General features: G+C 70.5%; 12 protein-coding genes. 3 read left to right on the top strand and 9 right to left on the bottom strand.

Annotation, left to right across the window (positions count from 1 at the left end; translation table 11 throughout):
• Positions 1–124 precede the first annotated feature (124 nt).
• Together ACFO8M_RS06145 and ACFO8M_RS06140 are read right to left on the bottom strand one after the other, a co-directional pair.
• Positions 125–1588, bottom strand: a complete 1464-nt coding sequence (locus ACFO8M_RS06145) for a sensor histidine kinase (protein ID WP_387972369.1) — start codon at positions 1586–1588, stop codon at positions 125–127.
• 88 nt (positions 1589–1676) lie between these two features.
• Positions 1677–2360: a response regulator transcription factor gene (locus ACFO8M_RS06140; RefSeq protein WP_387971999.1), complete on the bottom strand. Its 684-nt coding sequence runs from the start codon at positions 2358–2360 to the stop codon at positions 1677–1679.
• A 205-nt stretch (positions 2361–2565) separates the two neighbouring features.
• On the opposite strand from ACFO8M_RS06140, the gene ACFO8M_RS06135 reads away from it, so the two are divergent.
• A complete protein-coding gene (locus ACFO8M_RS06135; protein WP_387971996.1) occupies positions 2566–3141 on the top strand; it encodes a PepSY domain-containing protein in 576 nt (191 codons plus the stop codon).
• A gap of 39 nt (positions 3142–3180) precedes the next feature.
• Here ACFO8M_RS06135 and ACFO8M_RS06130 read toward each other — a convergent pair whose 3' ends face one another.
• Positions 3181–3765 carry a dihydrofolate reductase family protein gene (locus ACFO8M_RS06130; RefSeq protein WP_387971993.1) on the bottom strand — a complete coding sequence of 195 codons (585 nt, stop codon included), beginning with the start codon at positions 3763–3765 and terminating at the stop codon, positions 3181–3183.
• 158 nt (positions 3766–3923) lie between these two features.
• Here ACFO8M_RS06130 and ACFO8M_RS06125 point away from each other — a divergent pair, with 158 nt between their 5' ends.
• Positions 3924–4376 carry a hypothetical protein gene (locus tag ACFO8M_RS06125; protein WP_387971990.1) on the top strand — a complete coding sequence of 151 codons (453 nt, stop codon included), beginning with the start codon at positions 3924–3926 and terminating at the stop codon, positions 4374–4376.
• An 81-nt stretch (positions 4377–4457) separates the two neighbouring features.
• On the opposite strand, the gene ACFO8M_RS06120 is transcribed toward ACFO8M_RS06125, so the two are convergent.
• Positions 4458–6584, bottom strand: a complete 2127-nt coding sequence (locus ACFO8M_RS06120) for an anthranilate synthase component I (RefSeq protein ID WP_387971987.1) — start codon at positions 6582–6584, stop codon at positions 4458–4460.
• Between the two features lie 574 nt (positions 6585–7158).
• Between ACFO8M_RS06120 and ileS the strand changes: the two genes are divergently transcribed.
• Positions 7159–10302 (top strand): isoleucine--tRNA ligase, encoded by a 3144-nt coding sequence (ileS, locus tag ACFO8M_RS06115; protein WP_387971984.1) that lies wholly within the window; start codon positions 7159–7161, stop codon positions 10300–10302.
• 65 nt (positions 10303–10367) lie between these two features.
• Here ileS and ACFO8M_RS06110 read toward each other — a convergent pair whose 3' ends face one another.
• The 5 genes from ACFO8M_RS06110 to ACFO8M_RS06090 all read right to left on the bottom strand — a co-directional run bounded on the left by ACFO8M_RS06110 (position 10368) and on the right by ACFO8M_RS06090 (position 17875).
• Positions 10368–10754: a type II toxin-antitoxin system death-on-curing family toxin gene (locus ACFO8M_RS06110; RefSeq protein WP_387971981.1), complete on the bottom strand. Its 387-nt coding sequence runs from the start codon at positions 10752–10754 to the stop codon at positions 10368–10370.
• The gene (locus ACFO8M_RS06105) at positions 10751–10942 is read right to left on the bottom strand and encodes a hypothetical protein (protein WP_387971978.1); all 192 of its coding nucleotides are present in this window, start codon (positions 10940–10942) and stop codon (positions 10751–10753) included. The genes ACFO8M_RS06110 and ACFO8M_RS06105 overlap by 4 nt, the downstream gene beginning before the upstream one ends.
• Positions 10943–11077: 135 nt before the next feature.
• On the bottom strand, positions 11078–11548 hold the full coding sequence (locus ACFO8M_RS06100; RefSeq protein WP_387971975.1) for an Rv0361 family membrane protein: 471 nt from the start codon (positions 11546–11548) through the stop codon (positions 11078–11080).
• 149 nt (positions 11549–11697) lie between these two features.
• Entirely contained in the window at positions 11698–14790 is a 3093-nt protein-coding gene (locus tag ACFO8M_RS06095) for a UvrD-helicase domain-containing protein (RefSeq protein ID WP_387971972.1), read from the bottom strand.
• Positions 14783–17875 carry an ATP-dependent helicase gene (locus ACFO8M_RS06090; RefSeq protein WP_387971969.1) on the bottom strand — a complete coding sequence of 1031 codons (3093 nt, stop codon included), beginning with the start codon at positions 17873–17875 and terminating at the stop codon, positions 14783–14785. Before ACFO8M_RS06090 ends, ACFO8M_RS06095 begins: the two co-directional genes overlap by 8 nt.
• Positions 17876–18056: the final 181 nt, after the last annotated feature.

Genomic DNA, 18056 nt, shown 5'->3' with positions numbered 1-18056 from the left:
GGTCACAGCAACGGACTGCCCGATCGCCGAAGGCCCTGCAAACCACACCGTGCCCTTAGAACGACACAGGCCCTTCGGGACTGGGCCGGCGGCTTGGCCGGGCTGCTACACCGCCTTACCTCCGCTACCGGCTGCGGCGCAGCGCCAGGCGGAACAGCGCCCCGCCTTCGGGAGCGTCGAGCACGTAGACCATCCCGCGGTGCTCCAAGACCACGTCCTGCACGATGGCCAGGCCCAGGCCCGCGCCTCCCTCGTCGCGGCTGCGGGACTCGTCGAGACGCACGAACCGGTCGAAGATCCGCCGCCGCTGTCCTTGCGGCACACCGTTGCCGTCGTCGGCCACGTCGAGGCGCAGCCACTCCTCGTCCTCGGCTTCCAGCCGCACCGACACGGCCCCGGTCGCGTGCCGCTGCGCGTTCGCGAGCAGGTTCCCCACGGCCCGGGCCAGGTGCCCGCGCACTCCCCACACCGAGAGGTCCTCCTCGACTTCGAGCCGCACTGGCACCCGGTCGGAGGCGGCCCGGCGGGCCACCTCCTCGCGCACCAGCTCGGTGAACGGCACCTCCACGTGCAGCGGGCGCTCTCCGGCGTCGAGTCGCGCGAGCAGGAGCAGGTCCGAAGCCAGGTCCTGCAGCCGCGTCACGTCGCCGAGCGTCGCCTCCAGGTCCAGCAGCTCCGGGTGCTCCCGGGCGATCTCCAACTGGGTCCGCAGGATCGCCAGCGGGCTGCGCAGTTCGTGCGAGGCGTCGGCGACGAACCGGCGCTGCTGCGAGACCGCCGCGTCGAGGGCCGCGAGGGTCAGGTTGGTGGTCCTGGCGAGGCTGTGGATCTCGTCGCGGCTCGCGGGCACCGGCACCCGCCGGGACAGGTCGCCGCCGGTGATCTCTATGAGCTCCTTCTGGATCGCGGCCACCGGCCGGAGTGCGCGCCGCACCACCAGCCAGGTCACGACTGCGACGACCGCGAGCAGCGGCGGCAGCGCCCACACCATCGTGGCGCCGACGCTGTCGACCGCCTCTTCCTGCGTCTCGAGGGACGCACCCGAGTAGACGGCGTAGACCTGCCTGTCCGGGGCCGTGGCGGAGAGGGCCGCGAACCGGTAGGACGCCTCCTCGTCCGGCACGGTCACCGTCTCGTATTCGAGCTGCGAGCCGACCGAGCCGCCGCCCGCTACCGCGGTCGTCTCGTCGTCGGGGGTCTCAGTGTCGTCGTCGTCGCCATCGTCCTCGCCCTGGTCATCGTCGCCATCGCCATCGCCATCGGCGGTGGCCGGGTCGGTGGTCTCGACCGGATCGGGAGCGGGCGCGAAGGTGCCGACGGCCGGCATCCCGGCGAGGTCTTCGCTGGCGGCGACCACGGACCCGTTCGCGTCGACGACCTGGGCGAGTTCGTCGTCGTCGGGCAGCTCGATCGCCGAAGGCGCCGTGCCAGAGGCGAGCTGGCCGGCGATGGACCGGGCGTTGACCTCCGCGGTGAGTTCGGCGCGGCCGTAGAGGTTGTCGCGCAGCAGCGTCACGACCAGGAGCCCGGCGGCGACCAGGGCCACCGCGACCACCAGGGTCGCGCCGACGGTGGTGCGCGCCCGCACCGATTCAGGCCGCCAGAGGGGCTTCCTGCCTTCGGCTCGCCTTGCGGCCCTGCGAATCTGGGCCCGCTGCTCCCGGCTCAGGTGCGCCTTAGCCACCGTTGGCCGCCAACCGGTAGCCCGCCCCGCGGACGGTCGCGATCGAGGTGCGCCGGTAGGGCGCGTCGATCTTGCGGCGCAGGTTGGAGATGTAGACCTCGACGATGTTCACGTCGCCGTCGTAGGCGAAGTCCCACACGTGGTGGAGGATCTCCGATTTGGACACGACCTCGCCGACCCGGCTCGCCAGGTACTCCAGGACGGAGAACTCCTTGGAGGTGAGGTCGACCGGCTCGCCGCCGCGGCGGCACACGCGGGTGGCCGGGTCGACCGTGAGGTCGCCGAAGCGCCACACGGTGGGCGCGGCGGCCGCCGACCGGCCGCGGCGCATCATCGCCCGGAGGCGTGCTTGGAGGACCACGAAGGAGAACGGCTTGGTGAGGAAGTCGTCGGCGCCGGTGTCGAGGCCCTCGGCCTCGTCGTATTCGCCGTCTTTGGCGGTGAGCATGAGGATCGGCGTGGCGACGCCCTCTTGGCGCAGGGTCGCGCAGACCTGGTAGCCGTTCATGGCGGGCAGCATGATGTCGAGGATGATCGCGTCGTAGTTCCCGATTCGGGCCATCGACAGGCCGGTCCGGCCGTCATGGGCGAGATCGACGGCGTACCCCTCGGCCGTCAGCCCGGCGGCGACCATCTTGGCCAGCCGCTGCTCGTCTTCCACCATCAGCAATCGCATGTCCCGAAGCTTGACACAGCGAACCTTAAGCCAACCTGAAGTCGCTGGTGAACACGCAGAACCGATGGCTGCCAGGCGAAACACTCGGTCGAGTCGCCGCCATCCCCCAATCCTGAAGTCGGCTTCAGGTGACTTCAGCTTGGCTTCAGGTTCGGGGGCGCATCGTTGCCGTCATCAGATCCGCACAGCACCGAAAGGACACGACATGAACGCTCCGACCGACACCCAGCAGGCCCCGACCCCCGACCAGCCCGAGACCACGCAGCGCCGCCGCTTCCGCGGCCGCCAGCGCACCCTCGTCATCGCGGGTGCCGCGGGCGTCCTGCTCCTCGGCGGCGGCACCGCCGCGGCCTTCGCCGCCGACGACATGGACGACAACGAGGACCGCGCCGCCCAGGTGGCCGACGATGACGCCGATGACCGCTACGACGGCGATGACGCGGACGACCTGAACGGCACCGATGACGACGACTTCGCGCTCCCGGCCGAGGCCATCGGTGAAGACGCGGCCGTCGAGGCCGCCCTCGCGGAGGTCCCGGGCGAGGTCTACGACGTCGACCTCGAAGGCACCGCCGAGGCTCCGATCTGGGTGGTCGAGGTGACCGACGCCGACGGCGCCGAATGGGACGTCGCGGTCGACGCCTTCGACGGCACGGTCACCGAGGTGGTCGCCGACGACGACACGAACGACGACGATGGTGACGACGACACCGACGACCTCGATGACGACGGCGACGACAACGACGCCGACGACCAGGACGACGACGGCGACAACAACTAGCGGTCAAGCCGCCCGGCCCGAAAGGGCCGGGCGGCCTTGCTACTTCACTCGGTAAGTGAGACAGGCGAACTGGCCGACGGGCTTCGCCTCGGTCAGTTCGAGGTGGTGGGAGAGGATCTTGCGCGGCAGCAGAGGCGCGCCGTCGCCGAGGAAGACCGGCGCGAGAGACGCGCGGATCTCGTCGAGGAGTCCCGCGTCGAAGAACTGGCCGACGAGGTCGCCGCCGCCGACGATCCACCGGTCCTTGTCGCCCGCCGCGGCGGTCATCTCGGCGTGGACCGCCGCGACCTCACCGGAGACGAACCGGATGTCCTTCCCGGGCACCGCCGGGAGGTCCCTGGTCGTGAACACCCAGGTCGGCGGTTCGTACTCCCACTTCTCCGGGTTTTCGAGAAGGTTCTCGTGCTCGAGGATCCACTCGTAGGTGGTCGAGCCCATGCAGATCGCCCCGACCCCGGCGAGGAACTCGCCGAACTCGTCGAGCGGGGTCTCCGCGTCCCCGCTCTCCTCCTCGGACTGCTCCGGATGGCCTCCGGGAACGGTGAAGAGCCACTCGAGGGAGTTCTCCGGGTCTGCGATGTATCCATCGATGCTGGTCGCTGTGTTGTACACGGTTTTCGCCATCCGGACAGCCAATCACGGACCACCGACACTCCGCCGCGATGGCCCGCACCGTCCCCCGAGTGCCCCGCGCGCTCTGTCGGCTTCCCGACATTAACCGTTTTGCGCCATAAAGCGCCCTTTTTCGTAATTAGGTTGAGATCACGTCATAAGGCGTAATCATGATCAAGTTCACCAAAGGGGTGATCCTGGTAATGAAGAAGTTCTTCACTGCCATCGGCGTCGTAGCGGCAGCGTTCGCACTGTCGTTCTCCGTCTCGTCCTCCGCCACCGCGGCACCACGCGAGCCCGTCGACGTGCCGACGCCCATGAAATCGCGGATCGAGAGCACATCCGTCTCGGCTGACCCTGTCCCGGCGAACGCAGTCGAGCAGCGGACCTGCAGGGCCCGCTTCGCAGAAGGCGTCAACCACCGCCGACTCGCCGAGATCGGCGCCACGATCCTCGAGGTCATCCCGGCCGAAACCTGGGTCCCGGTCTCCTGCGAGCGGGGAACCGGCGGCGAATACAGCGCCTGCGGGCTCACCAGCGACTACTGGATGGAGGTCTACTGGAACGGCGCCTGGGGCTACAGCGCCTGGTCCTGCGTCCAAGACTGGGAGTACACCTCGTAGCCGCCCCCCGAACGCCCGCAACGCAACGAGGGCCGGGAAGCGCATCGCGCCTCCCGGCCCTCGCAGGTCGGTCCGGTCCCCTCAAGCGGTCAGACGCAGCACATTCCCGATGATCCGGTGCCCGTGCGCGCCCGCCGCGGTCAGGATCGACTCGGGGTGGAACTGCACCGCGAACCAGCGCTTCTCGGGCGCCTCGATCGCCATGACCACCTCGTCGATCGCCGCGGTCGGCGCGAAATCGCCCTTCACCTGGTCGGACGTGGCGTACAGCGAGTGGTAGCGCGCCGCGGTCACCTCGTCGGGCAGCCCGTCGAACAGGCCCCCGCCGGTCACCTTCACGTTTCCGGGCTTGCCGTGGCTCGGCTCGTTCAGCAGCGACAGCGACCCGCCCGCGTGCTCGACCATCGCCTGGAGCCCCAGGCACACCCCGAACACGGGCAGGCCCCGCCGCTCGAGCTCGTCGAGCAGGCCCGTGGTGTCGAAGTCCTCCGGCCGCCCCGGCCCGGGTGAGAGCACCACCAGGTCAGGGGCGATCTCCTCCAGGACCTGCGCCGTGTCGAAACCGAACCGCAGCGTCGTCACCTCGCAGCCGTGCTGGCGGAAGTAGTCGCCGAGGGTGTTCACGAACGAGTCCTCGTGGTCCACCAGCAGCACCTTGCGGCCGTTGCCGGCCGGGCCGCCCGCGACCTCGATCGGCTCGGGCACCGTCGCGGCCGCGCCGATCCCGCCCGCCGCGGTCTCCAGCAGCGCCCGGGCCTTCAAGTGCGTCTCGGCCTCTTCGGCGGCGGGGTCGGAGTCGTACAGCAGCGTCGCGCCCGCGCGCACGCACGCGACACCGTCGCGGATCTGCGCCGTCCGCAGCGTCAGCCCGGTGTTCATCGACCCGTCGAACCCGACGAAGCCCACCGCGCCGCCGTACCAGCGCCGCGGCGTCGTCTCCTGCTCCTCGATGAACCGCATCGCCCAGGTCTTCGGCGCGCCGGTCACCGTCACCGCCCACATGTGGGTCAGGAACGCATCCAGCGCGTCCATCTCCGGCCGCAGCCGCCCCTCGATGTGGTCGACGGTGTGGATCAGTCGCGAGTACATCTCGATCTGCCTGCGCCCGAGCACTTTCACCGAACCGGGCACGCACACGCGGGCCTTGTCGTTGCGGTCCACGTCGGTGCACATCGTCAGCTCCGACTCCTCCTTCGCGGAGCCGATGAGCGCGGCGATCTGCGAGGCGTCGTGCATCGGGTCGTCCCCGCGCGCGATCGTCCCCGAGATCGGGCACGTCTCCACCCGGTCGCCCGTGACCCGCACGAACATCTCCGGCGAAGCGCCCACCAGGTATTCGCGGTCGCCCAGGTTGAACAGGAACTCGTACGGCGCCGGGTTGGCCGTGCGCAGCCGCTCGTAGAACAGCGTCGGCGAATCGCACGCCGCGTACATCTCGTGCCCGGGCACCACCTCGAACAGGTTGCCCGCCTTGAACTCCTGCTTGGCGCGGCGCACCGTGTCGGCGTACACGCCCGGCACGGGGCCGTCCGGGACCGACTCGGCCCGCACGTAGTCGAGCGACTCGGTCTCGCGCGAGAGCCCCTTCGTGCTGCGCCCGCCCAGCGTGAAGTCGTACCGGCGCACCTGCGCGGTCTCGCGCTTGCGGTCCACCACGTAGATCTCGTCGGCCAGGTGCAGCACCAGGTCGCGGGCATCGGCGGGCCGGTCCTTCGCGAACGGGATCGGCTCGAACTGGTAGGCCAGGTCGTATCCGAACGCACCCCACAGCCCCAGGTACGGGTCGTCGCACTTGAGCGCGTCGAGCACCACGCGCAGCGCCGAGAACGCCGTCGGCAGCTTCGAACGCTGCTCCTCCGGCACCCGCTCGGTCGGCGTCGGCACCTCGACGTGCACCTCGCGGTCGCATCGGGTCACCGTCCCGACCCCCGACGCGGTCAGCGCGTCGGCGAGCACGTCCACCAGCAGGAACCCGCGGGCGTTGAGCTGCCGCACGGTCACGGTGCGCCCGCGTGCCACGACCTCCAGGGACGGGTCGACATACGCGAGGTGATAGCGCGAATACCGCCCCGGGTACTCCATGCCGCTCGACAGGACCCCGCCGCGGCGCGTCTCCACCTGGGCGACGATCGAGGTCAGGTCCGGATCGTCGAGCTCGGCGACGGTGCGCTCGACCGTCACCCCGGCGGGTGTAAGGAACTTGGTCATCGGCCCTCTCAATGGGTTTCAGGTCCCGACACGAGGCGGCCGACCCCGGATACGACGAAGCGACCGCCTACGAGACGGTCGCTTGCTTCATGCACACAAAAGCAGGGACGCCGCCTCAGCGACGCCACCACCAGTTGCGTGCGTGGATTCTCACAGTCGAGATACTACATGTCCGACCAGTGAGACCGTAATCGGAACGCACCGGGCCTGCACCGGGCGCGCACTGCACCCCGCCTGCGCCACCCGCGGCGGCGACCGCCGAAAGCCGGACCGACAGGCGATTATCGCCTCGCGTCCGCCGACGGGCCAGGGCTACACTTGCGGACAACAGCGTCGACCCGGCCATCACCGGCGAGCTTCCGGAAGAACCGGCCCCACCCGCGGCGGAGCATGCGAAGCCGCAAAGGTTGGAGCCTCACTAGACCCGGACGGACGCGGCCCGTCACCGCCGCCGAATCAAGCGGGCGCACCCAGTGCGCCAAGCGAGGTGGTACCGCGGGTCAAGCCCCCAAAGGCGCGACTCGTCCTCGCACACCGAACGTCCACCAGGTGTGTGTGAGGAGACCAGGGTCCCATGGCCTATCCACTTGACGACCCCGAACGGGGCGTACCCGCGAGCCCGAACCTTCCCGAGGTCGAGCGCCGCGTGCTCGACTTCTGGACCAAGGACGACACCTTCGCCGCCTCCATCGAGGCCCGCCCCGCGGGCGAGAACGGCGCGAACGAGTTCGTCTTCTACGACGGCCCGCCCTTCGCCAACGGCCTGCCCCACTACGGGCACCTCCTCACCGGCTACGTCAAGGACATCGTCCCCCGCTACCAGACGATGCGCGGCAAGCACGTCGAACGCCGCTTCGGCTGGGACACCCACGGCATGCCCGCCGAGGTCACCACCGAGAAGGAACTCGGCCTCAAATCCAAGGCCGACATCGAGGCCTACGGCATCGACCGGTTCAACGCCGCCGCCAAGGCCTCGGTCCTCCAGTTCACCGGCGAATGGCATGACTACGTCACCCGCCAAGCCCGCTGGGTCGACTTCGAGAACGACTACAAGACCCTCGACCTCACCTACATGGAGAGCGTCATGTGGGCCTTCAAGACCCTCTACGACAAGGGCCTCGTCTACGAGGGCTACCGCGTGCTCTGGTACTGCTGGCGCTGCGAGACCCCCTTGGCCGCCACCGAGACCAAGATGGACGACACGTACCAGGACCGGCAGGACCCGGCCGTGACCGTCGGCCTCGACATCACCGACGACGGTCCCCTGGACGGCGCCAAACTCCTGGTCTGGACCACCACGCCCTGGACGCTGCCGTCGAACCTCGCCGCCGCCGTCCACCCCGACGTCGACTACGCCGTCGTCGAATCCGAGGGCTCCCGCTACCTGCTCGCCGAAGCCCGCCTCGCCGCCTACGCTCGCGAACTCGGGGAAAACCCCGAAGTCCTCGCCCGGTACAAGGGCGCCGACCTCGTCGGCCTGCGCTACCACCCGCCGTTCGACTTCTTCGCCGGGCGCACGAACGCCCACCAGGTGCTCGCCGCCGACTACGTCACCACCGAGGACGGCACCGGCATCGTCCACATCGCCCCCGCCTTCGGTGAAGAGGACAAGCTCGTCACCGATGCCGCCGGCATCGAACCGGTCGTGCCCGTCGACAGCGCCGGCAAGTTCACCGACGAAGTGCCGCCGTACGCGGGCGTGCACGTCTTCGAGGCCAACAAACTCATCATCAAGGACCTCAAAGAGACCCAGTCGCTGCTGCGCCACGACACCTACAACCACAACTACCCGCACTGCTGGCGCTGCGGATCCCCGCTGATCCAGCGCGCCCTGTCGGCGTGGTTCGTCGCGGTCACCCAGTTCCGCGACCGCATGGTCGAACTCAACCAGGAGATCGACTGGACCCCCGGCCACGTCAAGGACGGCCAGTTCGGCCGGTGGCTCGCCAACGCCCGTGACTGGAACATCAGCCGCAACCGCTTCTGGGGCTCGCCCATCCCCGTGTGGACGAGCGACGACCCGGCCTACCCGCGCGTCGACGTCTACGGCTCCCTCGCCGAACTCGAACGCGACTTCGGCGTGGCCGTCACCGACCTGCACCGGCCCGGCATCGACAACCTGGTGCGACCCAACCCGGACGACCCCACCGGGAAGTCCGTCATGCGCCGGGTCCCCGAGGTCCTCGACTGCTGGTTCGAATCCGGCTCCATGCCGTTCGCGCAGGTCCACTACCCGTTCGAGAACGCCGACTGGTTCGAGCACCACTACCCCGGCGACTTCATCGTCGAGTACACGGCGCAGACGCGCGGCTGGTTCTACCTGCTGCACGTCCTCGCCACGGCCCTGTTCGACCGGCCCGCGTTCCGCACCGCCGTCGTCCACGGCACCCTGCTGGGCGCCGACGGGCAGAAGATGTCCAAGTCGCTCAAGAACTACCCGGACGTCCGGGAGTCCTTCGAGGCCTACGGCTCCGACGCGGTCCGCTGGTTCCTCGTGTCCTCCCCGGTCCTGCGCGGCGGCGACATGCCCGTCACCGAGACCGGGTTCCGCGACTCGGTGCGACAGATCGTGCTGCCGCTGTGGAACGTGTGGTACTTCTACACGCTCTACGCCGGCGCCGCGGGCTACGAGGCGACTCCCGAGCAGGCGCGGGCGACCGCGCTGGCGAGCGAGCACCGACTCGACAAGTACCTGCTGGCGAAGACCCGCGAACTGGTCGAGACCCTCACCGAGTCGATGGACGCCTACGACCTCGTCCGCGCCACCGCCGCGTTCCGGTCCTACCTGGAGAGCCTCACCAACTGGTACGTGCGCCGCTCGCGCGACCGGTTCTGGGAGGGCGACGAAGCCGGGTTCGCCACGCTCGCAACGGCGTTGAAGACCGCTTGCGAGGTGGCGGCGCCGCTGCTGCCGATGATCACCGAGGACATCTGGCGGGGGCTCACCGGCGGCCGCTCGGTGCACCTCGCAGACTGGCCCGACGCCGACGACCTGCCCGCCGACCACGCCCTGGTCGAGGCGATGGACGCCGTGCGCGAGATCGCCTCGGTCGGCCTGTTCATGCGCAAGGCCCGCAAGCTCCGGGTGCGCCTGCCCTTGGCGAAGGTCACCGTCGCGACCGGCCACGCCGAGCGGCTCGCGCCGTTCGCGGACCTGCTCAAGGACGAGCTGAACGTCAAGACCGTCGAGTTCGACTCCGACGTCAGCGCCTACTCGAAGTCCGACCTGAAGCTGGTCCCGCGCGTGCTCGGGCCCCGCCTCGGCAAGGACGTGCAGCGGGTCATCAAGGCCGTCAAGACCGGCGACTGGTCGGTCGTGGACGGCACGGTCACGGCCGGCGGCGTGGTCCTCGAAGAGGGCGAGTACGAGCTGACCATGGTCGCCGTCGACGCCGAGCACACCGAGTCCCTGCCGAACGACGCCGGCGTCATCGTCCTCGACACCGAGGTCACCCCCGAACTCGCCGCCGAGGGCCTGGCCCGCGACGTCGTCCGGGTGATCCAGCAGGCCCGCAAGGACGCCGACCTCGACGTCACCGACCGCGTCGCGGTCGTCCTCGACGCCGCCGACGAAGTGAAGGCCGCAGTGGAGACGCACCGCGACTTCGTCCAAGCAGAGACACTCGCCCTGGAGCTGACCTTCGGCGACCTCCCCGACACCGCCACCAGCGGTGAGGCCGGAGAGGCAACGGTCAAGGCCGCAGTGACCAAGCAGTAAGCGCCGCAACGAGAGGGCCCGGGCGTCGCAGGCGTCCGGGCCCTTGCTCGATGCGGCACTTTCGGTCACCCGAGGGGCGTGACCCAGGTTGCGAGGATCTTCGCGATTTCGGGCACCTCGTGTTCTCCTTGGGCGATGGCGAGCACGAACGTCTCGCCTTCATCGACGCTAGGCGGATCGAGTTCGAACCCGTTGAGGCTGTACATCACATATGCGGCCATGAACGCCAGGCGCTTGTTGCCGTCGATGAGGGCATGGTTTCGCGCCAGCGAATGCAGCAACGCGGCGACTTTCTGATGCAGGGTTGGGTAGGCGTCGGCGCCGAAGATGTTCGCTTGAGGCCGGTTGAGCGCGGACTCGAGGAGCCCCCAGTCCCTGACCGGGGGCTCTGAAGTGGCGGTCACACGGCAGGCGATGATCTGCAGCTGCTTGAAGCTGAGGTACTCGGTCACTTCGCGAGCCGGTCAAGCAGCTCTCGGTGCTTTTCCATGCCGCGATCCAGCGCCTGGTTGAAGGCGGCTTCGCGCTCTGTCAGGAACACATGGATCGCCTCGGTCGCCAAGTCGTGCTTCGAGCGGCGCTCTTTGGCGGCGCGCTCAGTGAGCAGGCGGTCGTCTTCTTCTGAGAGTCGCAAGGTCATGGCCATACCGTAATGCTACCTCGAGATACTACGCGGTATCACGAGGTTTTCCCTGTTCGTGAGCGTGTCCTAGATTCACGAACTGAGGGCCCGGCGACCAGTGGTCACCGGGCCCCGTTCCGTGCAGGTGTCCGTCTACGCCGACATGTAGCCGCAGATCTTCCAGGCTCCGGCTTCCTTGACCACGTCGAAGGACTGGTTCGTGACCGCGCCCTCCTCGCTCATCTCGACCTCGACGGTGGCGGTGTCGCCGTCCTCGGTGACCTCGCCGATCTCGTAGGACCAGTCCTCGGGCAGCGAGAGGTCCTCGCCGCTCGCGGCCATGGCCTCTTCGATCTCCTCGGGGCTCATGCCCTCGAACGCGGCGCCGAGCCCCTTGATGGCGGCGACGTCCGCCGCGCAGAAGTACTCGTCGGCGGCGTCGGCCGCGCCGTCGAAGTCCCCTTCGGCGACGGCGTTGAAGACGTCCTCGACCCCGTTGTCGAGGAAGTTCTCGACCGCGCCTTCAGGTGAGTCGGAGCCGCCGCAGGCGGCGAGGGCGAAGAGGGCGGCGAAGGCGCCCCCGAGGAGGGCGGTGGCGCGGCGGGGCTGCAGCTCAGTGTTCATGGGTTCCAATCAGATGAGGGGTTCCCGTTGCGGCCCCGTGGGTGGCGGGACCGAAGGCCGGATGGGCCCGGCCTCGGGAACAGCGTCCACATTAGCGACGCACTGCAAACCGGCGGTGACGCCGCCGCGAACGCCGCAGGACCGGCGCGCTAATCGAGGTCGGGCCACCAGGTGTGGTCGGCGGCGATGTAGTGGAAGGCGGTGCGGATCTCGGATTCGTCGATGGCTTTGAGGCGGGCCCAGGCCTTTCGGTAGACCTTGAGCTGCAGGGCCGCGTGCCGGGCGGCATCGCCCTGCGGGGGGCGGCCGGTCTTCCAGTCGACGATGTCGTAGCCGCCGCCGTCCCGATGGAAGATCGCGTCGATGCGCCCGCGCACGATCGTGCCCTCGAAGTCGATGACGAATGGGACCTCTTGGGCCGCAATGCGACGCTTCGACCAGGCCGAGTTGCGGAAGGCCTGCTTGAGGCGGTCCAGGTCGGCGTCCGGACCGACCGCGTCGGCCGCTCCCGGCAGGTCGGCCGGGTCGAAGAGCGTGCCGCCGCCGAAGAACTCCTCCACCCACGAGTGGAACTCCGTGCCGCGCTGGGTCGCCGGGCGCGGCGGGACCGGCATCGGGCGGCGCCGCTCGGCCGCGAAGCCCTCTTCGTCCTCGCGCATCGCCATGAGCTGCGAAGTGGAAAGGCGCATCGGGCGGGGGAGTTGCACCACGCCGGATTCGCGTTCGGCCCGTTCCGCGAGGAGCAGTTCGGCTTCGGCCTGCCAGGCGCCCGCCTGCGGGCCCGCGATGGCGGTGTCGTCGGGCGCGGCCAGCACCAGGTCGGCCGCTTCCGCGAACGCCGACTGCCGCGAACCCAAGGGGGCCTTACTCGGCCACTCCACGGTCCGCGCCTCGGCCTCGAGCGGGTTCACCGGACCCGAGTCCGCCCACACGGTCGCCTCCGCGCCCGCCGACACGGCCTCGTTCAGGAACGGCGCGGGCGTCCGCGGCTGGCGCCGCTCGGCCTCCCACCAGTACCCGCTCGCCAGCAGCGCCTGCCGCGCGCGAGTCAACGCCACGTAGGCGAGTCGGCGCTCCTCCTCCAGGCGCGCCTCCTCGTCGTCGCGTTTGAAGTCCTCGACCGCCTGCTTGACCTCCGCCGGGACGGTCGCGTCGTCCAGATACAGGGCCGGCAGGTTCTCGGCGTCGCCGCGCAGCGGGTACGGCAGCCGCGCCGCGTCGCTCACCCAGGTCTGGTCGCCCTTCACCTTGCCGGGCAGGATGCCCTCGCACAGGCCCGGCACCGCCACCACGTCCCACTCCAGACCCTTCGCGGCGTGCACCGTGAGCAGCTGCACCACCCCGCCGGCCGGGGTCGCGCCCTCCACGGTCAGCCCCCGCTCGCGCTCGGCCGCAGTCTCCAGATAGGACAGGAACCCCGGGATGCTCGCCCCGCTCGTGTCGTTCTCGTAGGACGCCGCGATGTCGACGAACTCGTCCAGGTTCGACAAGTCCCCGTGGTGCAGCATCACCTCGACGTCGAGACCCGAATGCGCGATCACGTCGCCCACCACGTCGGGCAGGCTCTGCCCCAGGCGGCCGCGAATCCACGCCAGCTCCTCATGCAGCTGCGCGAACCGCAGATACCCCAAGGCCGAGAAGCGCTCGGCCGGACCCGGATCGGCCAGCGCGTCGGCCAGGGACGCTTCGGCCTCGCGTCCGGCGTCCGGTTCGAAGCCGCGCGTGTCGGGTGCGAGCTCGCGGGCGCGGGCCCACAGCCCGGCGATGTCGCGCGGACCGATGCGCCACCGGTTCCCGGCGAGGAGCCGCATGAGCGAGGGCCCGTCGGTCGGGTCCGCGGCGGCCCTGAGCATCGCGACCGCTTCGGCCACTTCGGGATGGAACAGCAGGCCGAGCGAGCCGACCACCTCGACGGGCAGTCCGGCGGCGGTCAGGGCCCGGTGCAGGGCGGGGATCTGGCGTCGTTTGCGCACGAGGACGGCGGCCTCGACGGGCTTCGCGGCGTCGCCGTGCTCGGCCCGCCGCTGGTCCTCGATGGCGGTGCGGATGACCGAGAGGTTCGCGGCGAGCCAGTCGGCCTCGTCGCTCACGGTGAGGTGCATGGCGGTGCGGACCAGGCCGGTGCCGTCGACGCCCGCTTCGAGCGGCCGGATGTCGCCCGCGCGCAAGGGCTCGGAGACCTGGTTGGCGACGGCGAGGATCTCGGCCCGGTTGCGCCACGACTTCGTGAGCTCCACGCGCGCGGCGGGTCGCCCTGCGGCCGTGGGGAACTCGGCGGGGAACCGCAGGAGCGTGCCGGCGGAGGCGCCGCGCCAGGAGTAGATGGACTGGTTCGGGTCGCCCACGGCGGTCACGGGGTGGCCGCCGCCGAACAGGTCGCGCAGGAGCGCCACCTGCGAGTACGAGGTGTCCTGGTATTCGTCGAGGAGGACGACGCGCCAGCGTTCGCGCTCGGTCCGGATGATCTCGGGCGCGCCCGCGACGAGTTGCGCGGCGAGCGAGAGCTGGTCGGCGAAGTCCATGACCCCGAGTTCGCGTTTGCGCCGGTCCCAGGACTCGACGAGCGGCAGCAGCTGCTCGCGCTTGAGCCGCAGGGACATCAGGGCACGGAACTGGTCGTTCGAGCGGCTGCCCTGGCGTTCGGCGAGCATTTCGGAGAGCCCGCGGTCGAACGCGCGCAGGTCGTCGCCGTCGCGCAGGTGCTCGGCGAGCTGCCCGGCGAGTTGGAGCACCTGCTCGGTGACCTTGTCGACGCCGACGTCGAACTCGCTCATCGGGCCGTCCCACGCGCACACCAGGTCCCGTGCGATCTGCCAGCGGCCGGTGTCGGTGATGACCCTCGTCCCGGGTTCGATCCCGATCCGCAGGCCGTGCTCGGCGACCAGGCTCCCGGCGTACGCGTTGTACGTGGAGACGGTCGGTTCGCCGTGCAGTTCGGCCAGTTCGGGGACGGACTCGGTGAGGCGCCGCAGCTTGTCGCGCACGCGCGCGGCGAGTTCCGCCGCGGCCTTGCGGGTGAAGGTGAGCCCGAGGATGTGCTCGGGCCTGGCGACCCGGTTCGCGATGAGCCACACCACGCGGTCGGCCATCGTCGTGGTCTTGCCCGATCCGGCGCCCGCGACGACCAGCATCGGGTCGGGCCCGGCCTCGATCACGTTCGCCTGCTCCGGGGTCGGTGTCGGCGTCCCCAGCCGGTTGGCCAGGCCCACCGCCGTGTACCGGATCGCTCCGCGCTCACTCATCGGTCACCTGTCGTCCCTCGTCGGCGATCGGGCAGCACCGTTTGACCGAGCACGTCTCGCACTTGCTGGTGTTGCGGGCCTCGAACACCGACCCGGCCATGCGCACGGCCGTGTCCCCCGCCAGGTCGCGCGCCCAGTCCGGGTTCTCGTGCTCGCCGAGCGGGCCCTGCTGGCGGGCGGTGGCCGTGGCGCCCTTCGCGTTCGGGTACACCAGTTCGGCCCCGCCCGGTTCGGACCCCTCCTCGAACGCGCCCTCGGCGATCGCGAGCTGGTAGATCCCCAGCTGCGGATTGGTCTGCGCCTCGGCCTTGGTGACCGCGCTCTTGCCGGTCTTCAGGTCGACCACGTACAGGCGGCCGTCGCTGTCGCGTTCGAGCCGGTCGATCTGGCCGGACATGACGACCTCGACCCCCGGCGGACCGATCTCCAGTTTGAGGCGGAAGGACCGCTCGGCCCCGACCAGTTCCCTCCGGTTGGCGCTCAACCACTTCGCGAACCGCTCGACCGCGCCCGAGACGCGCTGGCGCTGCTGCTCGGCGTGCCACGGCGCCTCGAACGGCAGGCGGTCGAAGTGCTCGCCGACGACCTGTTCCATCACGGTTTTCGGGTCGGCGGCCGGGTCGGCGGTCACCGCTTCGGCGGCCGCGTGGAGGAGGGTGCCGAGGTGCCGGGGGAGGAGGTCGCCCGAGTCGCCGCCGTGGGCTTCGAGCACCCATCGCAGCCCGCACTGCTGGGTCTTCTCCACTTGGGACGGTGAGATTCTGATGGTCTCTCCGGCCAGTGCCAGCGCCCGTTCGTCGGAGATCGCCGCCAGGCCCCACCATTTGGCGGGATCGGCCCCCGGCACGCCCGAATCGGCGAGTCGCCGCAGGGCGGCCGCGGCGGCGTCGCGTTCGGCGTGCCCCGAGTCGACGACGGCTTCGCGCAGGCGAGCGGTGAGCGCGGCGAGGCTCAGCGGGCGTCCCCGGCGCGGTGCCGTGACCGGTTCGATCCCGAGTTCGGCGCAGAACCGGCTCGGTTGCGCCTCTTCGGAATCCACCGCGGTGACCAGCAGCCGGGCCCGCGCCCGGGTGCACGCGCTGTAGAACAGCCGCCGTTCCTCGTCGAGGAGCTGCGCCACCTGGTCCACGTCGGCGCGGCCGTCGATCACGTCGACGAGCGCTTCGGCCCCGAGGAGGGACCCGCGCGGGCGCAGGTTCGGCCAGGCGCCCTCTTGCGCGCCCGCCACGACCACGAACTCCCAGCGGCGACCGTGTGCGGCGTGGGCCGTCGCGAGGGTGACCGCGTCGCCCAGTTCCGCACGCGCCGAAAGGAAGTCGCCCGGGAGCTGCTGGTGCAGCACATGCTCGCAGAACACTTCGACGCCCGCGCCGGGCTGCTTCCGCTCGTAGTCCGCGGCCAGGTCGAACAGGGCGATGACGGCGTCGAGCTCGGCGTCGGCCCTTTGCGCCCGCCGGTCTCCCGAGAGCGCGCGCCGCCGCAGGCGCTCGCTCATCGACGAGGCCTCCCATACCGCCCACAGGGTGCCGCTGAGGCCGGTGCCTTCGCGGGCCGCCGCGAACAGCGCCCCGAGGCGCCGCGCCGGTTCGGCCCACGGCTCTTCGGGCAGGGCCGCGGTCTGCTCCGGGTCGCTGAGGGTTTCCACCAGCAGGTCCGCGCCGGGGGAGAAGTTGTCGGCGGCGACCGCGAGGCGCCGCAGTTCTTGGCGCAGGCGCCGTTCCTCGAACGGGTCGGCGCCGCCGAACGAGGAGTGCAGCAGTCCGGCCGCGTTCGATTCGTCCAGCCGTTCGCGCCCGCGTCCGACGAGGACGAGGTGCAGGAGGTTGCGCACCGTGGGGTGCGCCGGGAGCGGCACGTCGTCGGCGGCCTGCCGAGTCGGCACCCCGGCGTGCTGCATGGCCCGCCGCAGATGCGGGATGGCCGAGGCCGATTTGACGATGACGGCCATGTCGCCGTAGGGAATCCCGTCGAGCAGGTGCGCGCGGCGCGCGACGTCCGCGAGGTACACGGCCTCGCGGGTCGGCGACGGCAGGTAGACCACGTCGACGCGGCCCGCCTCCTCGGAGGCGGTGCCGCGCTTGCGGTCCCTGTCGTGGCCGCGCAGCCGCCGCGACAGGACGGTGGTCGCGTTGAGCGGCGCGAGCGCGACGTCGTGCGTGTCGTCCAACTGCACCGTGGGTGCTTCGGCCCCGTCCCGTCCGGTGAACCGGAACGGGAAGTCCCGCACCGATTCCGGGTCGCCGCCCTGGTATCCGAACACGGCCGCGTCCGGGGTGCCGGCCGCGACCAGGTTCGCGCCGTCTCCGGCGAGGAGTTCGAGCAGGCGCAGGTGCGCGGGTGTGGCGTCTTGGAGGTCGTCGACGAACACCCAAGCGGGCCTTAGGAACAGCGCCGGGTTCGCGCGCAGTGCGGACGCGGCGGCGCGGACGATCTCGGCCGAGTCGTAGAGCGCGCTCGACATCGACTGGAGCGCGAGGGTGGTGACGTAGCGGTCGTAGAACCGCGCGGCGGCGGCCCATTCGGGCCGGTCGTGCTCGCGGCCGAGTCGCGTCAGCTCGGGGGCGGACAGGCCGCGCTCGCCGCAGCGCAGCACCAGGTCGCGCAGCTGCTGCGCGAACGCGTAGGTGCGCACGGCCTCGTCGAAGCCCGCGGGCCAGGCGAAGTCCTCGCCTTCCAGCATGGAGCGGATGAGCGCGTCCGCTTCGGGCCCGGTGAGCAGGCGCGGCTCGTCGCGCCCCGCGGCGACGGCCGAGGCGCGCAGCAGCGCGAAGGCGAACGCCGGGAACGTGAACACGCCGACCTCGGCCGCCGAGAGTCCGGCGGTGGCCGCGTTCAGGCGGGTGCGCAGGTGGGCGGTGTCCTGGCGGCGCAGGCCGAATACGAGGATCGAGGCCGGGTCGACCCCGGCCTCGACTTTCGCGATGACCGATCGCAGGAGCGCCTCGGTCTTGCCGGTGCCCGGCCCGCCGCGCACGAGCAGCGGCCCGGCGGCGTGCTCGACCACCGCCAGCTGCCGGGGGTCGAGGTCGAAACTCGACTCGGTCGCGGCGGGCGGATCGGTGAACTCATACCGAAGGTCGGACACGCACCCAATGGAACCACGGCCCCACGACAATCCGGATGAGCATGCGCCGCCACGGTCGCGCCGCTCGCACCGGGCGTTCATGCTTTCGGGTGCAATTCGGCGGCGGGACGGCTCGTTAGGCGATTTGTTGTCGGGGCCGGCGGTGACGATTGACGCAGGCTGGTCGGCCCCCGGGTGGGTG

The organism is Glycomyces rhizosphaerae (assembly GCF_042647865.1).
GTDB classification, from domain to species: Bacteria; Actinomycetota; Actinomycetes; order Mycobacteriales; family Micromonosporaceae; genus Glycomyces; species Glycomyces rhizosphaerae.
The sequence above is the reverse complement of the archived record's forward strand: the minus strand, read 5'-3'. Positions and strand labels throughout refer to the sequence as shown.

Bases quoted from the DNA above. Each gene is read 5' to 3' on its own strand.
- ACFO8M_RS06140 (WP_387971999.1), bottom strand. From the start codon at position 2,360: ATGCGATTGCTGATGGTGGAAGACGAGCAGCGGCTGGCCAAGATGGTC.
- ACFO8M_RS06135 (WP_387971996.1), top strand. From the start codon at position 2,566: ATGAACGCTCCGACCGACACCCAGCAGGCCCCGACCCCCGACCAGCCC.
- ACFO8M_RS06130 (WP_387971993.1), bottom strand. From the start codon at position 3,765: ATGGCGAAAACCGTGTACAACACAGCGACCAGCATCGATGGATACATC.
- ACFO8M_RS06125 (WP_387971990.1), top strand. From the start codon at position 3,924: ATGATCAAGTTCACCAAAGGGGTGATCCTGGTAATGAAGAAGTTCTTC.
- ACFO8M_RS06120 (WP_387971987.1), bottom strand. From the start codon at position 6,584: ATGACCAAGTTCCTTACACCCGCCGGGGTGACGGTCGAGCGCACCGTC.
- ileS (WP_387971984.1), top strand. From the start codon at position 7,159: ATGGCCTATCCACTTGACGACCCCGAACGGGGCGTACCCGCGAGCCCG.
- ACFO8M_RS06105 (WP_387971978.1), bottom strand. From the start codon at position 10,942: ATGACCTTGCGACTCTCAGAAGAAGACGACCGCCTGCTCACTGAGCGC.
- ACFO8M_RS06100 (WP_387971975.1), bottom strand. From the start codon at position 11,548: ATGAACACTGAGCTGCAGCCCCGCCGCGCCACCGCCCTCCTCGGGGGC.
- ACFO8M_RS06095 (WP_387971972.1), bottom strand. From the start codon at position 14,790: ATGAGTGAGCGCGGAGCGATCCGGTACACGGCGGTGGGCCTGGCCAAC.